This window comes from Pseudomonas sp. NBRC 100443 (assembly GCF_030268185.1).
GTDB lineage: Bacteria > Pseudomonadota > Gammaproteobacteria > Pseudomonadales > Pseudomonadaceae > Pseudomonas > Pseudomonas citronellolis.
This window is the reverse complement of record NZ_BSQE01000028.1, coordinates 50,214-70,095: the sequence shown is the minus strand read 5'-3', so window position 1 is coordinate 70,095 and position 19,882 is coordinate 50,214. Positions and strand designations below refer to the sequence as shown.

Genomic DNA, 19,882 nt, shown 5'->3' with positions numbered 1-19,882 from the left:
TATTGCAACGAGAGTCCCATGCCCAAGCGTACAGACATCAAGAGCATCCTGATCCTCGGTGCCGGCCCCATCGTCATCGGCCAGGCCTGCGAATTCGACTACTCCGGCGCCCAGGCCTGCAAGGCCCTGAAGGAAGAAGGCTTCCGCGTCATCCTGGTGAACTCCAACCCGGCCACCATCATGACCGACCCGGCCATGGCCGACGCCACCTACATCGAGCCGATCAAGTGGCAGACCGTGGCCAAGATCATCGAGAAGGAGCGCCCCGACGCGCTGCTGCCGACCATGGGCGGCCAGACCGCGCTGAACTGCGCGCTGGACCTGGAGCGCCACGGCGTGCTGGAGAAGTTCGGCGTCGAGATGATCGGCGCCAACGCCGACACCATCGACAAGGCCGAGGACCGCTCGCGCTTCGACAAGGCCATGAAGGCCATCGGCCTGGCCTGCCCGCGCTCGGGCATCGCCCACAGCATGGAAGAAGCCTACGGCGTGCTGGAGCAGGTCGGCTTCCCCTGCATCATCCGTCCGTCCTTCACCATGGGCGGCACCGGCGGCGGCATCGCCTACAACCGTGAGGAGTTCGAAGAGATCTGCGCCCGCGGCCTGGACCTGTCGCCGACCAACGAGCTGCTGATCGACGAATCGCTGATCGGCTGGAAGGAATACGAGATGGAGGTTGTCCGCGACAAGAAGGACAACTGCATCATCGTCTGCTCCATCGAGAACTTCGACCCCATGGGCGTGCACACCGGTGACTCCATCACCGTGGCCCCGGCGCAGACCCTGACCGACAAGGAATACCAGATCATGCGCAACGCCTCCCTGGCGGTGCTGCGCGAGATCGGCGTGGAAACCGGCGGTTCCAACGTGCAGTTCGGCATCTGCCCGGACACCGGGCGCATGGTCGTGATCGAGATGAACCCGCGGGTGTCGCGCTCCTCGGCCCTGGCCTCCAAGGCCACCGGCTTCCCGATCGCCAAGATCGCCGCCAAGCTGGCCGTCGGCTACACCCTCGACGAACTGCAGAACGACATCACCGGCGGCCGCACCCCGGCGTCCTTCGAGCCGGCCATCGACTACGTCGTGACCAAGGTGCCGCGCTTCGCCTTCGAGAAATTCCCCAAGGCCGACGCCCGCCTGACCACCCAGATGAAATCCGTGGGCGAGGTCATGGCCATCGGCCGTACCTTCCAGGAGTCGGTGCAGAAAGCCCTGCGCGGCCTGGAAGTGGGCGTCGCCGGCTTCGATCCGAAGCTCGACCTGGCCGACCCGGAAGCCGAGGGCATCCTGCGCCGCGAGCTGACCGTGCCGGGCGCCGAGCGCATCTGGTACGTGGCCGATGCCTTCCGCGCCGGCAAGAGCATCGAAGAAGTCTTCGCCCTGACCAAGATCGACGAATGGTTCCTGGTGCAGATCGAGGACCTGATCAAGGAAGAAGAGAAGGTCAAGACCCTCGGCCTGTCCGGCATCGACGCCGACCTGATGCGCAAGCTCAAGCGCAAGGGCTTCTCCGACGCGCGCCTGGCCAAGCTGCTGGGCGTCACCGAGAAGAACCTGCGCAGCCACCGCCACAAGCTGAAGGTCGTGCCGGTGTACAAGCGCGTGGACACCTGCGCCGCCGAGTTCGCCACCGACACCGCCTACATGTACTCGACCTACGAGGAAGAGTGCGAGGCCAACCCGTCCGGCCGCGACAAGATCATGATCCTCGGCGGCGGCCCGAACCGCATCGGCCAGGGCATCGAGTTCGACTACTGCTGCGTGCACGCGGCGCTGGCGATGCGTGAAGACGGCTACGAGACCATCATGGTCAACTGCAACCCGGAGACCGTCTCCACCGACTACGACACTTCCGACCGCCTGTACTTCGAGCCGGTGACCCTCGAAGACGTGCTGGAGATCGTCCGCGTCGAGCAGCCCAAGGGCGTGATCGTCCAGTACGGCGGCCAGACCCCGCTGAAACTCTGCCGCGCCCTGGAAGAGGCCGGCGTGCCGATCATCGGCACCAGCCCCGACGCCATCGACCGCGCCGAGGACCGCGAGCGCTTCCAGCAGATGGTCCAGCGCCTGAACCTGCGCCAGCCGGCCAACGCCACCGCGCGCAGCGAAGACGAGGCCCTGAGCCTGTCGAAGAACATCGGCTACCCGATGGTGGTGCGCCCGTCCTACGTACTGGGCGGCCGGGCGATGGAAATCGTCTACCAGGAAGAAGAGCTCAAGCGCTACATGCGCGAGGCGGTGAAGGTTTCCAACGACAGCCCGGTGCTGCTCGACCGCTTCCTCAACTGCGCCATCGAAGTGGACATCGACGCGGTCTGCGACGGCGAGACCGTGGTGATCGGCGCCATCATGCAGCACATCGAGCAGGCCGGCGTGCACTCCGGCGACTCCGCGTGCTCGCTGCCGCCGTACTCGCTGCCCAGGCACATCCAGGACGAGATCCGCGAACAGGTCAAGAAGATGGCCCTGGAGCTGGGCGTCGTCGGCCTGATGAACGTGCAGATGGCCGTGCAGGGCGAGGACATCTACGTCATCGAGGTGAACCCGCGCGCCTCGCGTACCGTGCCCTTCGTCTCCAAGTGCATCGGCGAATCCCTGGCCAAGATTGCGGCGCGCGTCATGGCTGGCAAGAGCCTCGCCGAAGTCGGCTTCACCGAAGAGGTGATCCCGCCGTACTATAGCGTCAAGGAAGCGGTGTTCCCGTTCGCCAAGTTCCCTGGCGTCGACCCCATCCTCGGCCCGGAAATGAAATCCACCGGCGAGGTCATGGGCGTGGGCGACAGCTTCGGCGAGGCTTTCGCCAAGGCCCAGCTGGGCGCCAGCGAGATCCTGCCGAACGCCGGTTGCGCCTTCATCAGCGTCCGCGAGGACGACAAGCCGCAGGCCGTGCAGGTCGCCCGTGACCTGGTCGCGCTGGGCTTCGAGGTGGTCGCCACCGCCGGTACCGCCAAGGTGATCGAGGCGGCCGGCCTGCCGGTGCGTCGCGTGAACAAGGTGACCGAGGGGCGCCCCCACGTGGTCGACATGATCAAGAACGACGAAGTCACCCTGATCATCAACACCACCGAAGGCCGCCAGTCGATCGCCGATTCCTATTCGATCCGTCGTAACGCCCTGCAGCACAAGATCTACTGCACCACCACCATCGCGGCGGGGCAGGCGATCTGCGAGGCGCTCAAGTTCGGTCCCGAGAAGACCGTTCGCCGGCTGCAGGACCTGCATGCAGGAATCAACGCATGAGCAAATTCCCGATGACCGTCCAGGGCGCCCGCGCCCTGGAAGAAGAACTGAAACACCTGAAGACCGTTCTGCGCCCGCAGATCACCCAGGCCATCGCCGAAGCGCGTGAGCTGGGCGACCTCAAGGAAAACGCCGAGTACCATGCCGCCCGCGAGCAGCAGGGCATGTCCGAGGCGCGCATCCGCGACATCGAGGCCAAGCTGTCCAACGCGCAGATCATCGACGTCACCACCATCCCGCACACCGGCAAGGTGATCTTCGGCACCACCGTGGACATCGCCAACGTCGAGACCGACGAGACCGTGACCTACCAGATCGTCGGCGACGACGAGGCCGACATCAAGGCGCGCAAGATCTCGGTCAACTCGCCGATCGCCCGCGCGCTGATCGGCAAGACCGAGGGCGACGCCGTGCTGGTGAAGACCCCGGGCGGCGACGTCGAGTACGAGATCGTTGAAGTCCGCCACACCTGAGTCGCGTCCGCTGAAAGCCGCCGCAGCCAGTTGGTTGCTGGCCCAGACCTTCTGGGTCGGCGGCCTCTGGCTGTTGCGTTTCGTGGTCCTGCCGGCGCTGCAGAAGGTCGGCCTGGCGCCGCTGCTGGTGCAGTCGGTGGCCGACGCCCTGACGCCGTTGCTGGTCGGCTTCGCCGGCTTCTGCGCGCTGCTCCAGGTATTGGTGCTGGTGACTGCGCAGGGGCTGTCGAGCCTCTGGCGCGAGATGCGCGGGCAATTGCTGCTGACGGCGCTGGCGATGGTGGCGAGCTACCTGGTGGTGAACCAACTGGCGCCGGATGCCCAGCGCTGGCTGCTGTTCAACTACCTGGTGCTGGCCCTGTGCGGCGTGCTGCTGGTGCTGCAGCCGGTACCGGGGCGGGACGCGGCGCGCTGAGCGCCGGCGGGGAGCCTCGGCCGGGCGCCTGGGCGCCCGGCCTATGCTGTCACAGGCCGCTGTAGCGGCTGACGTTCGACAGGTTGCGGTTCGGCTTGGGGTTGCGGCGGTAGACCAGGGCCATCTTGCCGATGGTCTGGATCAGCTCGCAACTGCCGTTCCGGCACAGCTCGTCGATCAGCGCGCGGCGGTCGTCGCGCTCGGTGATGCGGAACTGCACCTTGATCAGTTCGTGATCGTTGAGCGCACGCTCCAGCTCGGCCATGACGCTTTCGGTAAGACCGTTTTCGGCAACGGTCAATACAGGCTTCAGGTGGTGGCCGATAGATTTGAACTGTTTCTTCTGCTCCTGAGTGAGCGCCATAATCAGACCCCTGGGAAAAAAGGCGGATATTCTACCCGAGTTTCGGTTTACCGGGTGCCCGCTCAGACGAGGTAACAAGTGGCCCGTTCCAAGACTAGCCATCGCTGGCTGAAAGAACACTTCGACGATCCTTACGTGAAGATGGCGCAACGCGACGGCTACCGCTCGCGCGCCAGCTACAAGCTGCTGGAAATCCAGGAGAAGGATCGCATCCTGCGCCCGGGCATGACCGTGGTCGACCTCGGTGCCGCGCCGGGCGGCTGGTCGCAGGTCACCAGCCGGGTGATCGGCGACAAGGGCACGCTGATCGCCTCGGACATCCTGCCGATGGACAGCATCCCGGACGTCACCTTCATCCAGGGCGACTTCACCGAAGACGAGGTCTTCGCCCGGCTGCTCGAGGCCATCGGAGAAAATCCGGTGGACCTTGTGATTTCCGATATGGCCCCCAATATGAGTGGACTGCCCGCCGTGGACATGCCCCGTGCCATGTTCCTCTGCGAGCTGGCGCTGGACCTGTGCGCCCGGGTGTTGCGACCGGGCGGCGATTTCCTGATCAAGATCTTCCAGGGCGAGGGCTTCGACACTTACCTGAAGACGGTCCGCGAGAATTTCGAGAAGGTACAGATGCGCAAGCCGCTGTCCTCCCGCGACCGCTCCCGCGAGCAATATCTGCTCGCGCGGGGCTTCCGCGGGGCCTAGACTGCGACGAATGGGCCGTCTGTCCGTCCACTGCACGCAAGTAGGGCTTGTCCCGGCTCGCGCCGGGGTTCATAAAGGGTTACAGACGCCTCCTACGTCGCTAGGGGTTGTGTAGTAATTTGGCCGGCAGGAGTCTGGCCGTCGTGTGAAGCGGTTTCCAGGGCGGAGCCGGCTTCAGAGGGTAATCAATTGAACGACATGGCAAAGAACCTGATCCTGTGGTTGATCATCGCGGCGGTGCTGGTCACCGTGATGAACAACTTCTCCAGTCCGAGCGAGCCGCAGACGCTCAACTACTCGGACTTCATCCAACAGGTGAAGGAAGGCAAGGTCGAGCGGGTTACCGTCGACGGCTACGTGATCACTGGCAAGCGCCAGGACGGGGATACCTTCAAGACCGTCCGTCCGGCGATCCAGGACAACGGCCTGATCGGCGACCTGGTCAACAACAACGTGGTCATCGAGGGCAAGCAGCCCGAGCAGCAGAGCATCTGGACGCAACTGCTGGTCGCCAGCTTCCCGATCCTGGTGATCATTGCCGTGTTCATGTTCTTCATGCGCCAGATGCAGGGCGGCGGCGGTGGCCGCGGCGGCCCGATGAGCTTCGGCAAGAGCAAGGCGCGCCTGCTGTCCGAGGACCAGGTCAAGACCACCTTCGCTGACGTCGCCGGCTGCGACGAGGCCAAGGAAGAGGTCAGCGAGCTGGTCGAGTTCCTCCGCGACCCGGGCAAGTTCCAGCGCCTGGGCGGCCGCATCCCGCGCGGCGTGCTGATGGTCGGCCCGCCCGGTACCGGCAAGACCCTGCTGGCCAAGGCCATCGCCGGCGAGGCCAAGGTGCCGTTCTTCACCATTTCCGGTTCCGACTTCGTCGAGATGTTCGTCGGCGTGGGCGCCTCCCGCGTGCGCGACATGTTCGACCAGGCCAAGAAACACGCCCCGTGCATCATCTTCATCGACGAGATCGACGCCGTCGGCCGCCATCGTGGCGCCGGCCTGGGCGGCGGCCACGACGAGCGCGAGCAGACCCTCAACCAGCTGCTGGTGGAGATGGACGGCTTCGAGATGAACGACGGCATCATCGTCATCGCCGCCACCAACCGTCCGGACGTGCTCGACCCGGCGCTGCTGCGCCCGGGCCGCTTCGACCGCCAGGTGGTGGTCGGCCTGCCGGACATCCGCGGCCGCGAGCAGATCCTCAAGGTGCACATGCGCAAGGTCCCGCTGGGCGACAACGTCGACGCGGCGGTGATCGCCCGCGGTACCCCGGGCTTCTCCGGCGCCGACCTGGCCAACCTGGTCAACGAGGCCTCGCTGTTCGCCGCCCGCGCCAACAAGCGCATCGTCGACATGCGTGAGTTCGAGCTGGCCAAGGACAAGATCATGATGGGCGCCGAGCGCAAGACCATGGTCATGTCCGAGAAGGAGAAGAAGAACACCGCCTTCCACGAGGCCGGCCACGCCATCGTCGGCCGCCTGGTGCCGGAGCACGACCCGGTCTACAAGGTTTCCATCATCCCCCGCGGCCGCGCCCTGGGCGTGACCATGTTCCTCCCCGAGGAGGATCGCTACAGCCTGTCCAAGCGCGCCCTGGAAAGCCAGATCTGCTCGCTGTTCGGCGGCCGTATCGCGGAAGAGATGACCCTCGGCTTCGAAGGCGTCACCACCGGCGCCTCCAACGACATCATGCGTGCCACCCAGCTGGCGCGGAACATGGTCACCAAGTGGGGCCTGTCCGAGAAGCTCGGCCCGCTGATGTACGCCGAAGAGGAGGGCGAGGTGTTCCTCGGCCGCAGCGCCGGCAGCCAGCACGCCAACGTGTCCGGCGAGACCGCCAAGCTGATCGACCAGGAAGTGCGGCGCATCATCGACGACTGCTACGGCACCGCCAAGCGCCTGCTGGAAGAGAACCGCGACAAGCTCGACATGATGGCCGACGCGCTGATGAAGTACGAAACCATCGACGCCGACCAGATCGACGACATCATGGCCGGCCGCGTGCCGCGCGAGCCGCGCGACTGGCAGGGCGGCGGTTCCGGTTCCTCCGGCTCGGCGACAGCCAGCCGCGACGAGGGTGGCCGCAAGGAAAACCCCATCGGTGGGCCCGCCGGCGAGCACTGAGAGCACTAGATGAGTTTCGAGCTGTACCCGACCCGGTTGCCTTGCGGCAACCGGGTTCTTGATTTAGGGCGTACCCATGTCATGGGTATCCTCAACGTCACCCCGGACTCCTTTTCCGACGGCGGCCGCTTCAGCCAGCGCGACGTCGCGTTGCGCCACGCCGCCGCGATGGTCGAGGCCGGCGCCAGCCTGATCGACGTGGGCGGCGAGTCGACCCGCCCGGGCGCGCGCCTGGTGTCGCCGACCGAGGAACTGGAGCGCGTGGCGCCGGTGGTGGAAGCCATCGCCCGCGAACTGGACGTGGTGATTTCCGTCGACACCTCGACCCCCGCCGTGATGCGCGAGACCGCGCGCCTGGGCGCCGGGCTGATCAACGACGTGCGCTCGCTGCAGCGCGATGGCGCGCTGGATGCCGCGGTGGATACCGGGTTGGCCGTGTGCCTGATGCACATGCGCGGCGAGCCGAGCACCATGCAGAACGATCCGCGCTACCCCGACATCCTGGCCGAGGTGCATGACTTCCTCGCCGAGCGCATCGCCGTCTGCGAGGCGGCGGGAATCGCCCGCGAGCGCCTGGTGCTCGACCCCGGCTTCGGCTTCGCCAAGACCCAGGCGCACAACCTGGTGCTGTTCCAGCGCATGGAGCGTCTGCTGGAACTGGGCTGCCCGCTGCTGGTCGGAGTGTCGCGCAAGAGCATGATCGGCCGCGCCCTGGGGCGCGAGGTCGGTGACCGTCTGTATGGCAGCCTGGCGCTGGCGGCCTTGGCCGTGGCCAAGGGGGCGCGCATCATTCGCGTGCACGACGTTGCCGAAACGGTGGATGTGGTCCGCATGATCGATGCGGTGGAACAGGCTAAGGAAGAAGGAATGACAGCATGAGCAGGAAATATTTCGGTACCGATGGCATCCGTGGCCGCGTCGGCACGCCGCCGATCACGCCGGACTTCGTGCTCAAGCTGGGCTGGGCGGTGGGCATGGCTTTCCGCCAGCAGGGCAAGTGCCGCGTGCTGGTGGGCAAGGACACGCGGATTTCCGGCTACATGTTCGAATCGGCCCTGGAGGCCGGCCTGTCGGCCGCCGGCGCCGACGTGATGCTGCTGGGCCCGATGCCGACCCCCGGCATCGCCTACCTGACGCGCACCTTCCACGCCGAGGCGGGCATCGTCATCAGTGCCTCGCACAACCCGCACGACGACAACGGCATCAAGTTCTTCTCCGGCCAGGGCACCAAGCTGCCCGACGACGTCGAGCTGATGATCGAGGAACTGATCGACACGCCCATGACGGTGGTCGACTCCGCGCGCCTGGGCAAGGTCTCGCGGATCAACGACGCCGCCGGCCGCTACATCGAGTTCTGCAAGAGCAGCGTGCCCACCAGCACCGACTTCTCCGGCCTGCACCTGGTCGTCGACTGCGCCCATGGCGCCACCTACAAGGTCGCGCCCAGCGTGTTCCGCGAGCTGGGGGCCCAGGTCTCGGTGATCGGCGCGCAGCCCAACGGCCTGAACATCAACGACAACTGCGGCTCCACCCACGTCGCCGCGCTGCAGGCGGCGGTCATCGCCGAGCAGGCCGACATGGGCATCGCCTTCGACGGCGACGGCGACCGCGTGATGATGGTCGACCATACCGGCGCGGTGGTGGACGGCGACGAGATCCTCTTCCTGATCGCCCGCGACATGCAGGAGCGCAACCGCCTGCAGGGCGGCGTGGTCGGCACCCTGATGAGCAACCTGGGCCTGGAGCTGGCCCTGGCCGACCTGCAGATCCCCTTCACCCGGGCCAAGGTCGGCGACCGCTACGTGATGGCGGAAATGCTCGATCGCGGCTGGCAGCTGGGTGGCGAGAACTCCGGCCACGTGGTCTGCGCCCAGCACACCACCACCGGCGACGCCATCATCGCCGCGCTGCAGGTGCTGATGGCGCTGAAGAGCCGCGGCCAGACCCTCGCCGAGGCGCGCCAGGGCATCCGCAGGTTCCCGCAGGTGCTGATCAACGTGCGCTACCAGGGCAAGGACGTCGATCCCATCGAGCATCCGGCGGTCAAGGAGGCTTGCGCCCGCGTCACCGAAAGCATGGCCGGCCGTGGCCGCGTGCTGCTGCGCAAGTCCGGCACCGAGCCGCTGGTGCGGGTGATGGTCGAGGGTGACGAGGAAGCCCGGGTGCGTGCCTACGCCGAACAGCTGGCGAAGGTCGTAACCGAGGTATGTGCTTGATTTCTCTTGTCAGTCCGATTTTTGTCGAGTAACATCTGCGCCCACTTTGCTCAGCGAGGTACAGCATGCGTCGACCCTTAGTGGCCGGGAACTGGAAAATGCACGGTACCCGCTCCAGTGTTGCGGAGCTGATCAAAGGCTTGCGACAACTGGCTCTGCCTACAGGTGTCGACGTGGCGGTTCTGCCGCCCTGTCTGTACATCAATCAGGTTCTTCAGGGCCTGGATGGCAAGGCGGTTGCGGTCGGTGCGCAGAACTGCGCGATCGAGCCGATGCAGGGCGCCCTCACGGGCGAGATTGCTGCCAGCCAGCTGGCCGATGCCGGTTGTTCCCTGGTTCTGGTGGGGCACTCCGAGCGCCGCCAGGTGCTGGGCGAAAGCGACGGTGTCATCAGTCGCAAGTTCGCCGCGGCGCAATCCTGTGGCCTGGTTCCCGTGTTGTGCGTGGGCGAGACCCGCGAGCAGCGCGAAGCCGGCAAGACCCTCGAGGTCGTCGGGCGTCAGTTGAGCTCGGTGATAGAAGATTTGGGCGTCGGGGCTTTCTCCCGCGCCGTAGTGGCTTACGAGCCGGTGTGGGCAATCGGGACGGGGCTTACCGCTTCGCCTGAAGAAGCCCAGGAAGTACATGCGGCCATCCGTGCGCAATTGGCGGCAGAGAATGCCGAGGTCGCCCGCGGGGTTCGCCTGCTTTACGGCGGTAGCGTCAAGGCAGCGAACGCGGTCGAACTGTTCGGCATGCCGGACATCGATGGGGGGCTGATTGGTGGTGCCTCCCTGAATGCGGATGAGTTCGGCGCGATCTGTCGCGCCGCGGGAAGCTGAAGATGCTGGAAACAGTTGTAATCGTGATTCACCTGCTGATGGCGCTGGGTCTGGTTGTACTGGTCCTGCTTCAGCATGGCAAGGGTGCGGATGCCGGTGCCTCCTTTGGCGCTGGTGCTTCGGGTACCGTTTTCGGTAGCCAGGGTTCCGCAACCTTCCTCAGTCGTTTTACTGCTGTACTGGCTGCAATTTTTTTCATTACCAGCTTGGGTTTAGCGTATTTCGCTAAAGAAAAAGCTGATATGATACGTCACATCGGACTTCCTGATCCGGCAGTGATGGAGCAGCATCAGGAGAAGGTCCCGGCAACCTCCGACGTGCCGGCGACCCAGGGGCAGCAACAAGCCCCGGCAGCTGGCAACGGTGACGTTCCGGCAGCTCCTGAGCAGAAGTAAGGCAAAGGTTTTTGCCGAGGTGGTGGAATTGGTAGACACGCTACCTTGAGGTGGTAGTGGCCATAGGCTGTAGGGGTTCGAGTCCCCTCCTCGGTACCATATACGAAGCCCCGCATGCGGGGCTTTCGTTTCCGGTGCGTCGGTTGACCTGGATAGGGTGTAACCGTATAATTTCGCACCAGCTTTGACGCGGGATGGAGCAGTCTGGTAGCTCGTCGGGCTCATAACCCGAAGGTCGTTGGTTCAAATCCAGCTCCCGCAACCAGTTATGGCAGAGCCCCTTTTCAGGGGCTTTTTGCTAGCTGGACAGTCCGCGCCGCCGTTGCTGGGCGGCCCTTTAGGGATGGGCGTTTCGCCCATTTTTCGTTTCTACGGCATACGCGAGGCGATCAGGTGTCGAGCAAGCTAGAACAGTTGCAGGCCTTGCTGGCCCCTGTGGTAGAGGCGCTCGGCTACGAGTGCTGGGGCCTCGAGTTCCTGTCCCAGGGACGTCATTCCCTGCTGAGGGTTTATATCGACAAGGCCGACGGCATCCTGATCGAGGACTGCGAGACGGTCAGTCGTCAGGTCAGTGGCGTGCTCGACGTCGAGGACCCGATCAGCGGCGAATACACCCTGGAAGTTTCCTCCCCGGGTATGGACCGCCCGCTGTTCACCCTCGAGCAGTTCGCCCGCTACGTTGGCGAGCAAGTGAAGATCAAGTTGCGCGTGCCCTTCGAGCGTCGCCGCAACTTCCAGGGCGTCCTCCGCGGTGTGGAGGAGCAGGACGTGGTGGTCCTGGTGGACGACCATGAATACCTGCTGCCGATCGATTCGATCGATAAGGCCAACATCATTCCCCGATTTGAGTGAGCCGCGGATCAAGCGGATTCCAATGGATTGAAAGGCGAGGCGTACGATGAGCAAAGAAGTACTGCTGGTTGTTGAGTCGGTATCCAACGAGAAGGGTGTACCGCCCGGCGTGATTTTCGAGGCGCTGGAACTGGCTCTGGCGACCGCCACCAAGAAGCGTTTCGAGGACGAGGTCGACCTGCGCGTGCAGATCAACCGCACCAACGGCAACTACGACACCTTCCGTCGCTGGACCGTGGTCGAGGACGAAGACTACTCCAACCCGGCCGCCGAGCTGACCGTCGAGGACGTGCAGGAAAGCCACCCGGGCACCAAGGCCGGCGACGTCATCGAAGAGAAGATCGAGTCCATCGAGTTCGGCCGCATCGCCGCGCAGACCGCCAAGCAGGTCATCGTGCAGAAGGTCCGCGAGGCCGAGCGCGCCCAGGTGGTCGACGCCTACCGCGAGAAGGTCGGCGAGATCATCTCCGGCACCGTCAAGAAGGTCACCCGCGACAACGTCATCGTCGACCTGGGCAACAACGCCGAAGCGCTGCTGGCCCGCGACCAGATCATCCCGCGCGAGACCTTCCGCGTCGGCACCCGCGTGCGTGCCCTGCTCAAGGAAATCCGCAGCGAGAACCGCGGCCCGCAACTGGTCCTCTCGCGCACCGCGCCGGAGATGCTGGTCGAGCTGTTCCGCATCGAAGTGCCGGAAATCGCCGAGCAGCTGATCGATGTCATGGCCGCCGCCCGCGACCCGGGCTCGCGCGCCAAGATCGCGGTACGCTCCAAGGACAAGCGCATCGACCCGCAGGGCGCCTGCATCGGCATGCGCGGTTCGCGCGTCCAGGCCGTGTCCGGCGAACTGGGCGGCGAGCGCGTGGACATCGTCCTGTGGGACGACAACCCCGCGCAGTTCGTCATCAACGCCATGGCCCCGGCCGAAGTGGCGGCGATCATCGTCGACGAAGATACCCACACCATGGATATCGCCGTCGCCGAGGACAACCTGGCCCAGGCCATCGGCCGCAGCGGCCAGAACGTCCGCCTGGCCAGCCAGCTGACCGGCTGGACGCTGAACGTGATGACCGAGGCCGACATCCAGGCCAAGCAGCAGGCCGAGACCGGTGACATCCTGCAGCGCTTCATCGACGAGCTGGATGTCGACGAGGAGCTGGCCCAGGTACTGGTCGAGGAAGGCTTCACCACCCTGGAAGAAATCGCCTACGTACCGATGGAAGAGATGCTCAACATCGACGGCTTTGACGAAGACATCGTCAACGAGCTGCGCTCGCGCGCCAAGGACCGTCTGTTGACCAAAGCTATCGCGACCGAGGAAAAACTTGCCGACGCGCAACCGGCCGAAGACCTGCTCAGCCTCGATGGCATGACCAAAGAGCTGGCCTTGGACCTGGTGCTGCGTGGCGTAACCACCCGTGAAGATCTTGCCGAGCAGTCTATCGACGACCTGCTCGACATCGACGGCATGGACGAAGAGCGTGCCGGCAAGTTGATCATGGCCGCCCGGGCCCATTGGTTCGAGTAAGCATTCGCGGCCTGAGGAGAGAAATGCATGACGCAAGTCACGGTGAAAGAACTGGCCAAAACGGTCGATACGCCGGTCGAGCGCCTGCTGCAGCAGATGCGCGAGGCGGGCCTGCCGCACAGCAGTGCCGAGCAGGTAGTGACCGACAACGAAAAGCAGGCTCTGCTGGCGCACCTCAAGGGTAGCCACGGCGATCGCCTGGAAGAACCGCGCAAGATCACCCTGCAGCGTAAGACCACCTCCACCCTGCGGGTGGCCGGCAGCAAGACGGTGAGCGTCGAGGTCCGCAAGAAGAAGACCTACGTCAAGCGCAGCCCCGACGAGATCGAGGCCGAGCGCCAGCGCGAGCTGGAAGAGCAGCGCGCCGCCGAGGAAGCGGCTCGCCTGAAGGCCGAGGAAGAAGCCCGTCAGAAGGCCGAAGCCGAAGCCCGCCGTCAGGCCGAGGAAGCGGCTCGTCGCCAGCCTGACCAGGCTCCCCAGCCTGCGGCCCCCGCTGTCGCTGCCGGGGCTCCGGCTGCCGCGCCTGTCGCGCCCGCCGCCGCTCCGGCTGCTGGCGAGGAGCGCAAGAAGGAAGCCGAAGTACGCCGTCCGCCCAAGCGCGAAGAGGAAGACGAGCGTCGCGATCGCAAGCATGCCCAGCATCGCCCGTCGATCAAGGAAAAGGAAAAGACCTCCGCGCCGCGCGTTGTTCGCACCGGTGTGGATGACGACGACAGTTTCGGTCGCCGGGGCGGCGGTCGCGGCAAGTCGAAGCTGAAGAAGCGTAACCAGCACGGGTTCCAGAGCCCGACAGGACCGATTGTGCGTGAAGTGAGTATCGGTGAGACCATCACAGTTGCTGAGCTGGCTCAGCAGATGTCGGTGAAGGGCGCCGAAGTCGTCAAGTTCATGTTCAAGATGGGCACCCCGGTGACCATCAACCAGGTACTCGACCAGGAGACCGCCCAACTGATCGCCGAGGAACTCGGCCATAAGGTCAAGCTGGTCAGCGAGAACGCCCTGGAAGAGCAACTGGCCGAGTCGCTGAAGTTCGAAGGCGAGGCGGTAGCCCGTGCGCCGGTAGTGACCGTGATGGGCCACGTCGACCACGGCAAGACCTCGCTGCTCGACTACATCCGCCGTGCCAAGGTGGCCGCGGGCGAAGCCGGCGGCATCACCCAGCACATCGGCGCCTACCACGTGGAAACCGACCGCGGCATGGTCACCTTCCTCGACACCCCCGGCCACGCCGCGTTCACCGCGATGCGTGCCCGTGGCGCCCAGGCGACCGACATCGTCATCCTGGTGGTGGCGGCCGACGACGGCGTCATGCCGCAGACCCAGGAAGCCGTCCAGCACGCGAAAGCCGCTGGCGTGCCGATCGTGGTCGCGATCAACAAGATCGACAAGCCCGACGCCAACCCGGACAACATCAAGAACGGCCTGGCCGCGCTCGACGTGATCCCGGAAGAGTGGGGCGGCGACGCACCCTTCGTGCCGGTCTCGGCGAAGATGGGTACCGGCGTCGACGAACTGCTCGAAGCCGTGCTGCTGCAGGCCGAAGTCCTGGAACTCAAAGCTACCCCGTCGGCCCCCGGCCGTGGCGTGGTGGTCGAGTCGCGCCTGGACAAGGGCCGTGGCCCGGTGGCCACCGTGCTGGTTCAGGACGGTACCCTGCGCCAGGGCGACATGATCCTCTGCGGCGTGAACTACGGCCGCGTGCGCGCCATGCTCGACGAGAACGGCAAGCCGATCAAGGAAGCCGGCCCGTCGATCCCGGTCGAAATCCTTGGCCTGGACGGCACGCCGGACGCCGGTGACGAAGTGACCGTGGTCGCCGACGAGAAGAAGGCCCGCGAAGTCGCGCTGTTCCGCCAGGGCAAGTTCCGCGAGGTCAAGCTGGCTCGCCAGCAGTCGGCCAAGCTGGAAAACATCTTCGAGAACATGGGCCAGGAAGAGAAGAAGACCCTCAACATCGTCCTCAAGGCCGACGTGCGTGGTTCCCTGGAAGCCCTGCAGGGCTCGCTCAGCGGCCTGGGCAACGAAGAAGTGCAGGTCCGCGTGGTCGGCGGCGGCGTCGGTGGCATCACCGAATCCGATGCCAACCTGGCGCTGGCCTCCAACGCGGTGCTGTTCGGCTTCAACGTCCGTGCCGACGCCGGTGCGCGCAAGATCGTCGAGGCCGAAGGCCTGGACATGCGTTACTACAACGTGATCTACGACATCATCGAAGACGTCAAGAAAGCCCTGACCGGCATGCTCGGCAGCGATGTCCGCGAGAACATCCTGGGTATCGCCGAAGTGCGTGACGTGTTCCGTTCGCCGAAGTTCGGCGCGGTCGCCGGCTGCATGGTCACCGAGGGCCTGGTGCACCGCAACCGTCCGATCCGCGTACTGCGCGACGACGTGGTGATCTTCGAAGGCGAGCTGGAATCGCTGCGCCGCTTCAAGGACGACGTGGCCGAAGTCCGTGCCGGCATGGAGTGCGGTATCGGCGTGAAGAGCTACAACGACGTCCGCGTCGGCGACAAGATCGAAGTGTTCGAGAAGGTCGAAGTCGCTCGTACCCTGTAAGGGCCGACGAGCGTAAACGCAGCGCCCGGGTCAGCCTTGCTGATCCGGGCGTTTGCCGCTTATTCGTCCGGTGCCCCTGGGCCACCGGAAGCAGGTTAGGAAAATGGCAAAAGAGTACAGCCGTACCCAACGCATCGGCGATCAGATGCAGCGCGAACTGGCGCTGCTGATCCAGCGCGAGGTCAAGGACCCGCGCCTGGGCCTGGTGACCATCACTGGCGTCGACGTGGCGCGCGACCTGTCCCACGCCAAGGTGTTCATCACCGTGATGGGGCAGGACGACAACGCCGAGCTGATCAAGCAGAACGTCTCGATCCTCAACGACGCCGCCGGCTTCCTGCGCATGCACCTGGGCAAGGCGATGAAGCTGCGCAGCGTGCCGCAGCTGCATTTCAGCTATGACGCCAGCATCCGCCGCGGCGCCGAGCTGTCGGCGCTGATCGAGCGGGCGGTGGCGGAAGACCGTCGTCACGGTGGCGGTTCCGAGGAGTAAGGCGTGGCCCAGGTGAAACGTATCCGCCGTGCGGTCAACGGCGTGCTGGTGCTCGACAAGCCGCGCGGCATGAGCTCCAACCAGGCCCTGCAGAAGGTGCGCTGGCTGCTCAATGCGGAAAAGGCCGGGCACACCGGCAGCCTCGACCCCCTGGCCACCGGCGTGCTGCCGCTGTGCTTCGGCGAGGCCACCAAGTTCTCCCAGTACCTGCTGGATGCCGACAAGGGCTACGAGACCCTGGCGCGGCTGGGCGTCACCACCACCACTGGCGACGCCGAGGGCGAGGTGCTCGAGGAACGCCAGGTGACCGTCGGTCGGGAGGCCCTGGAGGCCGTGCTGCCGCGCTTCCGTGGCGAAATAGAGCAGGTGCCGCCGATGTATTCGGCACTGAAGAAGGACGGCCAGCCGCTGTACAAGCTGGCCCGCGCAGGAGAGGTAGTGGAGCGCGAGGCGCGTTCTGTTACTATTGCGCGCCTGGAACTGCTGGCCTTCGAGGCGCCCTGCGCCACCCTGGCCGTTTCCTGCAGCAAGGGCACCTACATCCGCACCCTGGTCGAGGACATCGGCCGCGAGCTGGGCTGCGGCGCCCACGTGGCTGCGCTGCGCCGCACCCAGGCGGGCCCCTTCGGCCTGGCCCAGGCGGTGACGCTGGAGGAACTGGTGCAGGTCCATGCCGAGGGCGGCAACGAGGCCCTCGACCGCTTCCTGCTGCCGGTGGACGCCGGCCTGGAACACTGGCCGCTGCTGCAGCTGTCCGAGCACAGCGCCTACTATTGGCTGCACGGGCAGCCGGTACGCGCACCCGAGGCGCCGAAGTTCGGCATGCTGCGGGTACAGGATCACGAAGGTCGCTTCATCGGTATCGGTGAGGTGACCGACGACGGGCGCATCGCGCCGCGTCGACTGATTCGGTCGTAAGGCCGGAAACCCGAGGGTGGCTGTCAACAGGCACGGTCACACCTCCTTTATGAACACAGGGAAAAGTCCCTGGCCTGTTACCTCAGAGGAAAGCCCATCATGGCACTGAGCGTCCAAGAGAAAGCCCAGATCGTAAACGAGTACAAGCAAGCTGAAGGCGATACCGGTTCCCCGGAAGTGCAGGTTGCCCTGCTGTCCGCCAACATCAACAAGCTGCAGGACCACTTCAAGGCCAACGGCAAAGACCACCACTCCCGTCGTGGCCTGATCCGCATGGTCAACCAGCGCCGCAAGCTGCTGGACTATCTGAAGAACAAGGACACTGCTCGTTACAGCGCCCTGATCGGTCGCCTGGGCCTGCGTCGCTAAGACGTGAGCGAGCCGGAAGCTGGAAGTGGGAAGCTGGAAGTGGGGCGTTGCTCTTGCTTCCGGTTTTCGGCTTCCAGCTTTCGGCTTTTTTAGGGAATGATTTTGGGTCCGACTCCCGGCATTTCCACGATTTCCCCCAAGGCAACTAAGTGAAGGTAAAGACACCGTGAACCCGGTAACCAAGAAATTCCAGTTCGGTCAATCGACCGTAACCCTCGAGACTGGCCGCATTGCCCGCCAGGCCACCGGCGCCGTGCTGGTCACCATGGACGACGTCACCGTGCTGGTCACCGTCGTGGGCGCCAAGCAGGCCGACCCGAACAAGGGCTTCTTCCCGCTGTCCGTCCACTACCAGGAAAAGACCTACGCAGCCGGCCGCATCCCCGGTGGTTTCTTCAAGCGTGAAGGCCGTCCTTCCGAGAAGGAAACCCTGACCTCGCGCCTGATCGACCGTCCGATCCGCCCGCTGTTCCCCGAAGGCTTCATGAACGAAGTGCAGGTCGTCTGCACCGTCGTTTCCACCGGCAAGAAGACCGATCCGGACATCGCCGCCATGATCGGCACCTCCGCCGCCCTGGCGATCTCCGGCATTCCCTTCGCCGGCCCGATCGGCGCCGCCCGCGTGGGCTTCCACCCGGAAGTCGGCTACATCCTCAACCCGACCTACGAGCAACTGCAGAGCTCCAGCCTCGACATGGTCGTGGCCGGTACCTCCGACGCCGTGCTGATGGTCGAGTCCGAAGCCGACGAGCTGACCGAAGACCAGATGCTGGGCGCCGTGCTGTACGCCCATGAAGAGTTCCAGGCGGTCATCCGCGCCGTCGCCGAACTGGCCACCGAAGCCGGCAAGCCGAGCTGGAACTGGAGCGCCCCGGCGGAGAACACCGCCCTGATCGAGGCCATCAAGGCCGAGTTCGGCGCCGCCATTTCCGACGCCTACACCATCACCATCAAGCAGGAGCGCTACGCCGCCCTGGACGCCCTGCGCGAAGAGATCGTCGCCAGGTTCGCCGGCGAAGGCGAAGGTCAGTACTCGGCCAGCGAGGTCAAGGACGTCTTCGGCCTGCTGGAATACCGCACCGTTCGCGAGAACATCGTCAACGGCAAGCCGCGTATCGACGGCCGCGACACCCGCACCGTGCGTCCGCTGAAGATCGAAGTCGGCGTGCTCGGCAAGACCCACGGTTCGGCCCTGTTCACCCGTGGCGAAACCCAGGCCCTGGTCGTCGCCACCCTCGGCACCGCCCGTGACGCCCAACTGCTCGACACCCTCGAAGGCGAGCGCAAGGACCCGTTCATGCTGCACTACAACTTCCCGCCGTTCTCGGTGGGCGAGTGCGGCCGCATGGGCAGCCCGGGCCGTCGCGAAATCGGCCACGGCCGCCTGGCCCGTCGTGGCGTCGCCGCCATGCTGCCGTCGCAGGACGAGTTCCCCTACACCATCCGCGTGGTTTCCGAGATCACCGAATCCAACGGTTCCAGCTCCATGGCTTCCGTGTGCGGCGCCTCCCTGGCGCTGATGGACGCCGGCGTGCCGGTTCGCGCTCCGGTTGCCGGCATCGCCATGGGCCTGGTCAAGGAAGGCGACAAGTTCGCCGTCCTGACCGACATCCTGGGTGACGAAGACCACCTGGGCGACATGGACTTCAAGGTCGCCGGTACCGCCAAGGGCGTCACCGCCCTGCAGATGGACATCAAGATCAACGGCATCACCGAAGAGATCATGGAGATCGCCCTGGAGCAGGCGCTGGAAGCGCGCCTGAACATCCTCGGCCAGATGAACCAGGTCATCGCCCAGCCGCGCGCCGAGCTGTCGGAAAACGCCCCGACCATGCTGTCGATGAAGATCGATCCGGACAAGATCCGCGACGTCATCGGCAAGGGCGGCGCCACCATCCGCGGCATCTGCGAAGAGACCAAGGCCTCGATCGACATCGAGGACGACGGCAGCGTGAAGATCTACGGCGAAACCAAGGAAGCCGCCGAGGCCGCCAAGCAGCGCGTCCTGGGCATCACCGCGGAAGCCGAGATCGGCAAGATCTACGTCGGCAAGGTCGAGCGCATCGTCGACTTCGGCGCCTTCGTCAACATCCTGCCGGGCAAGGACGGTCTGGTGCACATCTCGCAGATCAGCGACAAGCGCATCGACAAGGTCACCGACGTGCTCAAGGAAGGCGAGGAAGTCAAGGTCCTGGTTCTGGACGTCGACAACCGCGGCCGCATCAAGCTCTCCATTAAAGATGTAGCCGCTGCCGAAGCCTCCGGCGTCTAAGAACCTGCCCACGATCTGCTGCGCGTCGGCATAACTGCGTTAAAAACAGGCGAGTGATGCTCATTTAGTGGACTAAACTGCGCTCCCTCGCCTGTTTGACTCGCTGCGCTCGCCCTTCGGGCCAGCCTTCGGCTGTTACTCCCGTTGGTCGTT

At 65.1% G+C, this 19,882-nt stretch carries 17 protein-coding genes and 2 tRNA genes; 18 read left to right on the top strand and 1 reads right to left on the bottom strand.

Going from position 1 to position 19,882, the window contains the following annotated elements:
- The first annotated feature begins 18 nt into the window (after positions 1-18).
- From carB to QSJ95_RS28140, 3 genes are read left to right on the top strand one after another with little or no spacing between them, the layout of a single operon-like run.
- Positions 19-3,240, top strand: coding sequence for a carbamoyl-phosphate synthase large subunit (gene carB, locus QSJ95_RS28150; protein WP_009613059.1), 3,222 nt, complete (start codon positions 19-21; stop codon positions 3,238-3,240).
- Positions 3,237-3,713: a transcription elongation factor GreA gene (gene greA / locus QSJ95_RS28145; RefSeq protein WP_285646857.1), complete on the top strand. Its 477-nt coding sequence runs from the start codon at positions 3,237-3,239 to the stop codon at positions 3,711-3,713. Before carB ends, greA begins: the two co-directional genes overlap by 4 nt.
- A gap of 10 nt (positions 3,714-3,723) precedes the next feature.
- Positions 3,724-4,128 (top strand): hypothetical protein, encoded by a 405-nt coding sequence (locus tag QSJ95_RS28140; protein ID WP_043318857.1) that lies wholly within the window; start codon positions 3,724-3,726, stop codon positions 4,126-4,128.
- Positions 4,129-4,177: 49 nt separating this feature from the next.
- Here QSJ95_RS28140 and QSJ95_RS28135 read toward each other — a convergent pair whose 3' ends face one another.
- The gene (locus QSJ95_RS28135) at positions 4,178-4,492 is read right to left on the bottom strand and encodes a YhbY family RNA-binding protein (protein WP_285646855.1); all 315 of its coding nucleotides are present in this window, start codon (positions 4,490-4,492) and stop codon (positions 4,178-4,180) included.
- 78 nt (positions 4,493-4,570) lie between these two features.
- On the opposite strand from QSJ95_RS28135, the gene rlmE reads away from it, so the two are divergent.
- From rlmE to pnp, 15 genes are all read left to right on the top strand, one after another.
- Positions 4,571-5,194 carry a 23S rRNA (uridine(2552)-2'-O)-methyltransferase RlmE gene (rlmE, locus tag QSJ95_RS28130; protein ID WP_009613054.1) on the top strand — a complete coding sequence of 208 codons (624 nt, stop codon included), beginning with the start codon at positions 4,571-4,573 and terminating at the stop codon, positions 5,192-5,194.
- 198 nt (positions 5,195-5,392) lie between these two features.
- Complete coding sequence (gene ftsH / locus QSJ95_RS28125) at positions 5,393-7,312, top strand: ATP-dependent zinc metalloprotease FtsH (RefSeq protein WP_024128095.1); 1,920 nt, start codon at positions 5,393-5,395, stop codon at positions 7,310-7,312.
- A 9-nt stretch (positions 7,313-7,321) separates the two neighbouring features.
- Positions 7,322-8,191 (top strand): dihydropteroate synthase, encoded by an 870-nt coding sequence (gene folP, locus QSJ95_RS28120; protein WP_043318576.1) that lies wholly within the window; start codon positions 7,322-7,324, stop codon positions 8,189-8,191.
- Positions 8,188-9,528: a phosphoglucosamine mutase gene (glmM, locus tag QSJ95_RS28115; RefSeq protein WP_285646851.1), complete on the top strand. Its 1,341-nt coding sequence runs from the start codon at positions 8,188-8,190 to the stop codon at positions 9,526-9,528. Before folP ends, glmM begins: the two co-directional genes overlap by 4 nt.
- Before the next feature lie 65 nt (positions 9,529-9,593).
- Complete coding sequence (gene tpiA, locus QSJ95_RS28110; RefSeq protein WP_009613048.1) at positions 9,594-10,349, top strand: triose-phosphate isomerase; 756 nt, start codon at positions 9,594-9,596, stop codon at positions 10,347-10,349.
- Positions 10,350-10,351: 2 nt separating this feature from the next.
- Positions 10,352-10,744, top strand: a complete 393-nt coding sequence (gene secG / locus QSJ95_RS28105; protein ID WP_043269011.1) for a preprotein translocase subunit SecG — start codon at positions 10,352-10,354, stop codon at positions 10,742-10,744.
- Positions 10,745-10,757: 13 nt separating this feature from the next.
- Positions 10,758-10,843, top strand: a tRNA-Leu gene (locus QSJ95_RS28100).
- An 89-nt stretch (positions 10,844-10,932) separates the two neighbouring features.
- Positions 10,933-11,009 (top strand) — tRNA-Met (locus QSJ95_RS28095).
- A 128-nt stretch (positions 11,010-11,137) separates the two neighbouring features.
- Positions 11,138-11,596, top strand: a complete 459-nt coding sequence (gene rimP, locus QSJ95_RS28090; protein WP_009613046.1) for a ribosome maturation factor RimP — start codon at positions 11,138-11,140, stop codon at positions 11,594-11,596.
- A gap of 46 nt (positions 11,597-11,642) precedes the next feature.
- On the top strand, positions 11,643-13,124 hold the full coding sequence (gene nusA, locus QSJ95_RS28085; RefSeq protein WP_009613044.1) for a transcription termination factor NusA: 1,482 nt from the start codon (positions 11,643-11,645) through the stop codon (positions 13,122-13,124).
- A 27-nt stretch (positions 13,125-13,151) separates the two neighbouring features.
- On the top strand, positions 13,152-15,677 hold the full coding sequence (gene infB / locus QSJ95_RS28080) for a translation initiation factor IF-2 (RefSeq protein ID WP_009613042.1): 2,526 nt from the start codon (positions 13,152-13,154) through the stop codon (positions 15,675-15,677).
- Between the two features lie 103 nt (positions 15,678-15,780).
- Complete coding sequence (gene rbfA / locus QSJ95_RS28075) at positions 15,781-16,170, top strand: 30S ribosome-binding factor RbfA (protein WP_009613040.1); 390 nt, start codon at positions 15,781-15,783, stop codon at positions 16,168-16,170.
- A 3-nt stretch (positions 16,171-16,173) separates the two neighbouring features.
- Entirely contained in the window at positions 16,174-17,088 is a 915-nt protein-coding gene (gene truB / locus QSJ95_RS28070) for a tRNA pseudouridine(55) synthase TruB (protein ID WP_009613038.1), read from the top strand.
- 99 nt (positions 17,089-17,187) lie between these two features.
- On the top strand, positions 17,188-17,457 hold the full coding sequence (rpsO, locus tag QSJ95_RS28065) for a 30S ribosomal protein S15 (protein ID WP_009613036.1): 270 nt from the start codon (positions 17,188-17,190) through the stop codon (positions 17,455-17,457).
- A gap of 166 nt (positions 17,458-17,623) precedes the next feature.
- Entirely contained in the window at positions 17,624-19,729 is a 2,106-nt protein-coding gene (gene pnp, locus QSJ95_RS28060) for a polyribonucleotide nucleotidyltransferase (RefSeq protein WP_009613034.1), read from the top strand.
- The last annotated feature ends 153 nt before the right edge of the window (positions 19,730-19,882 follow it).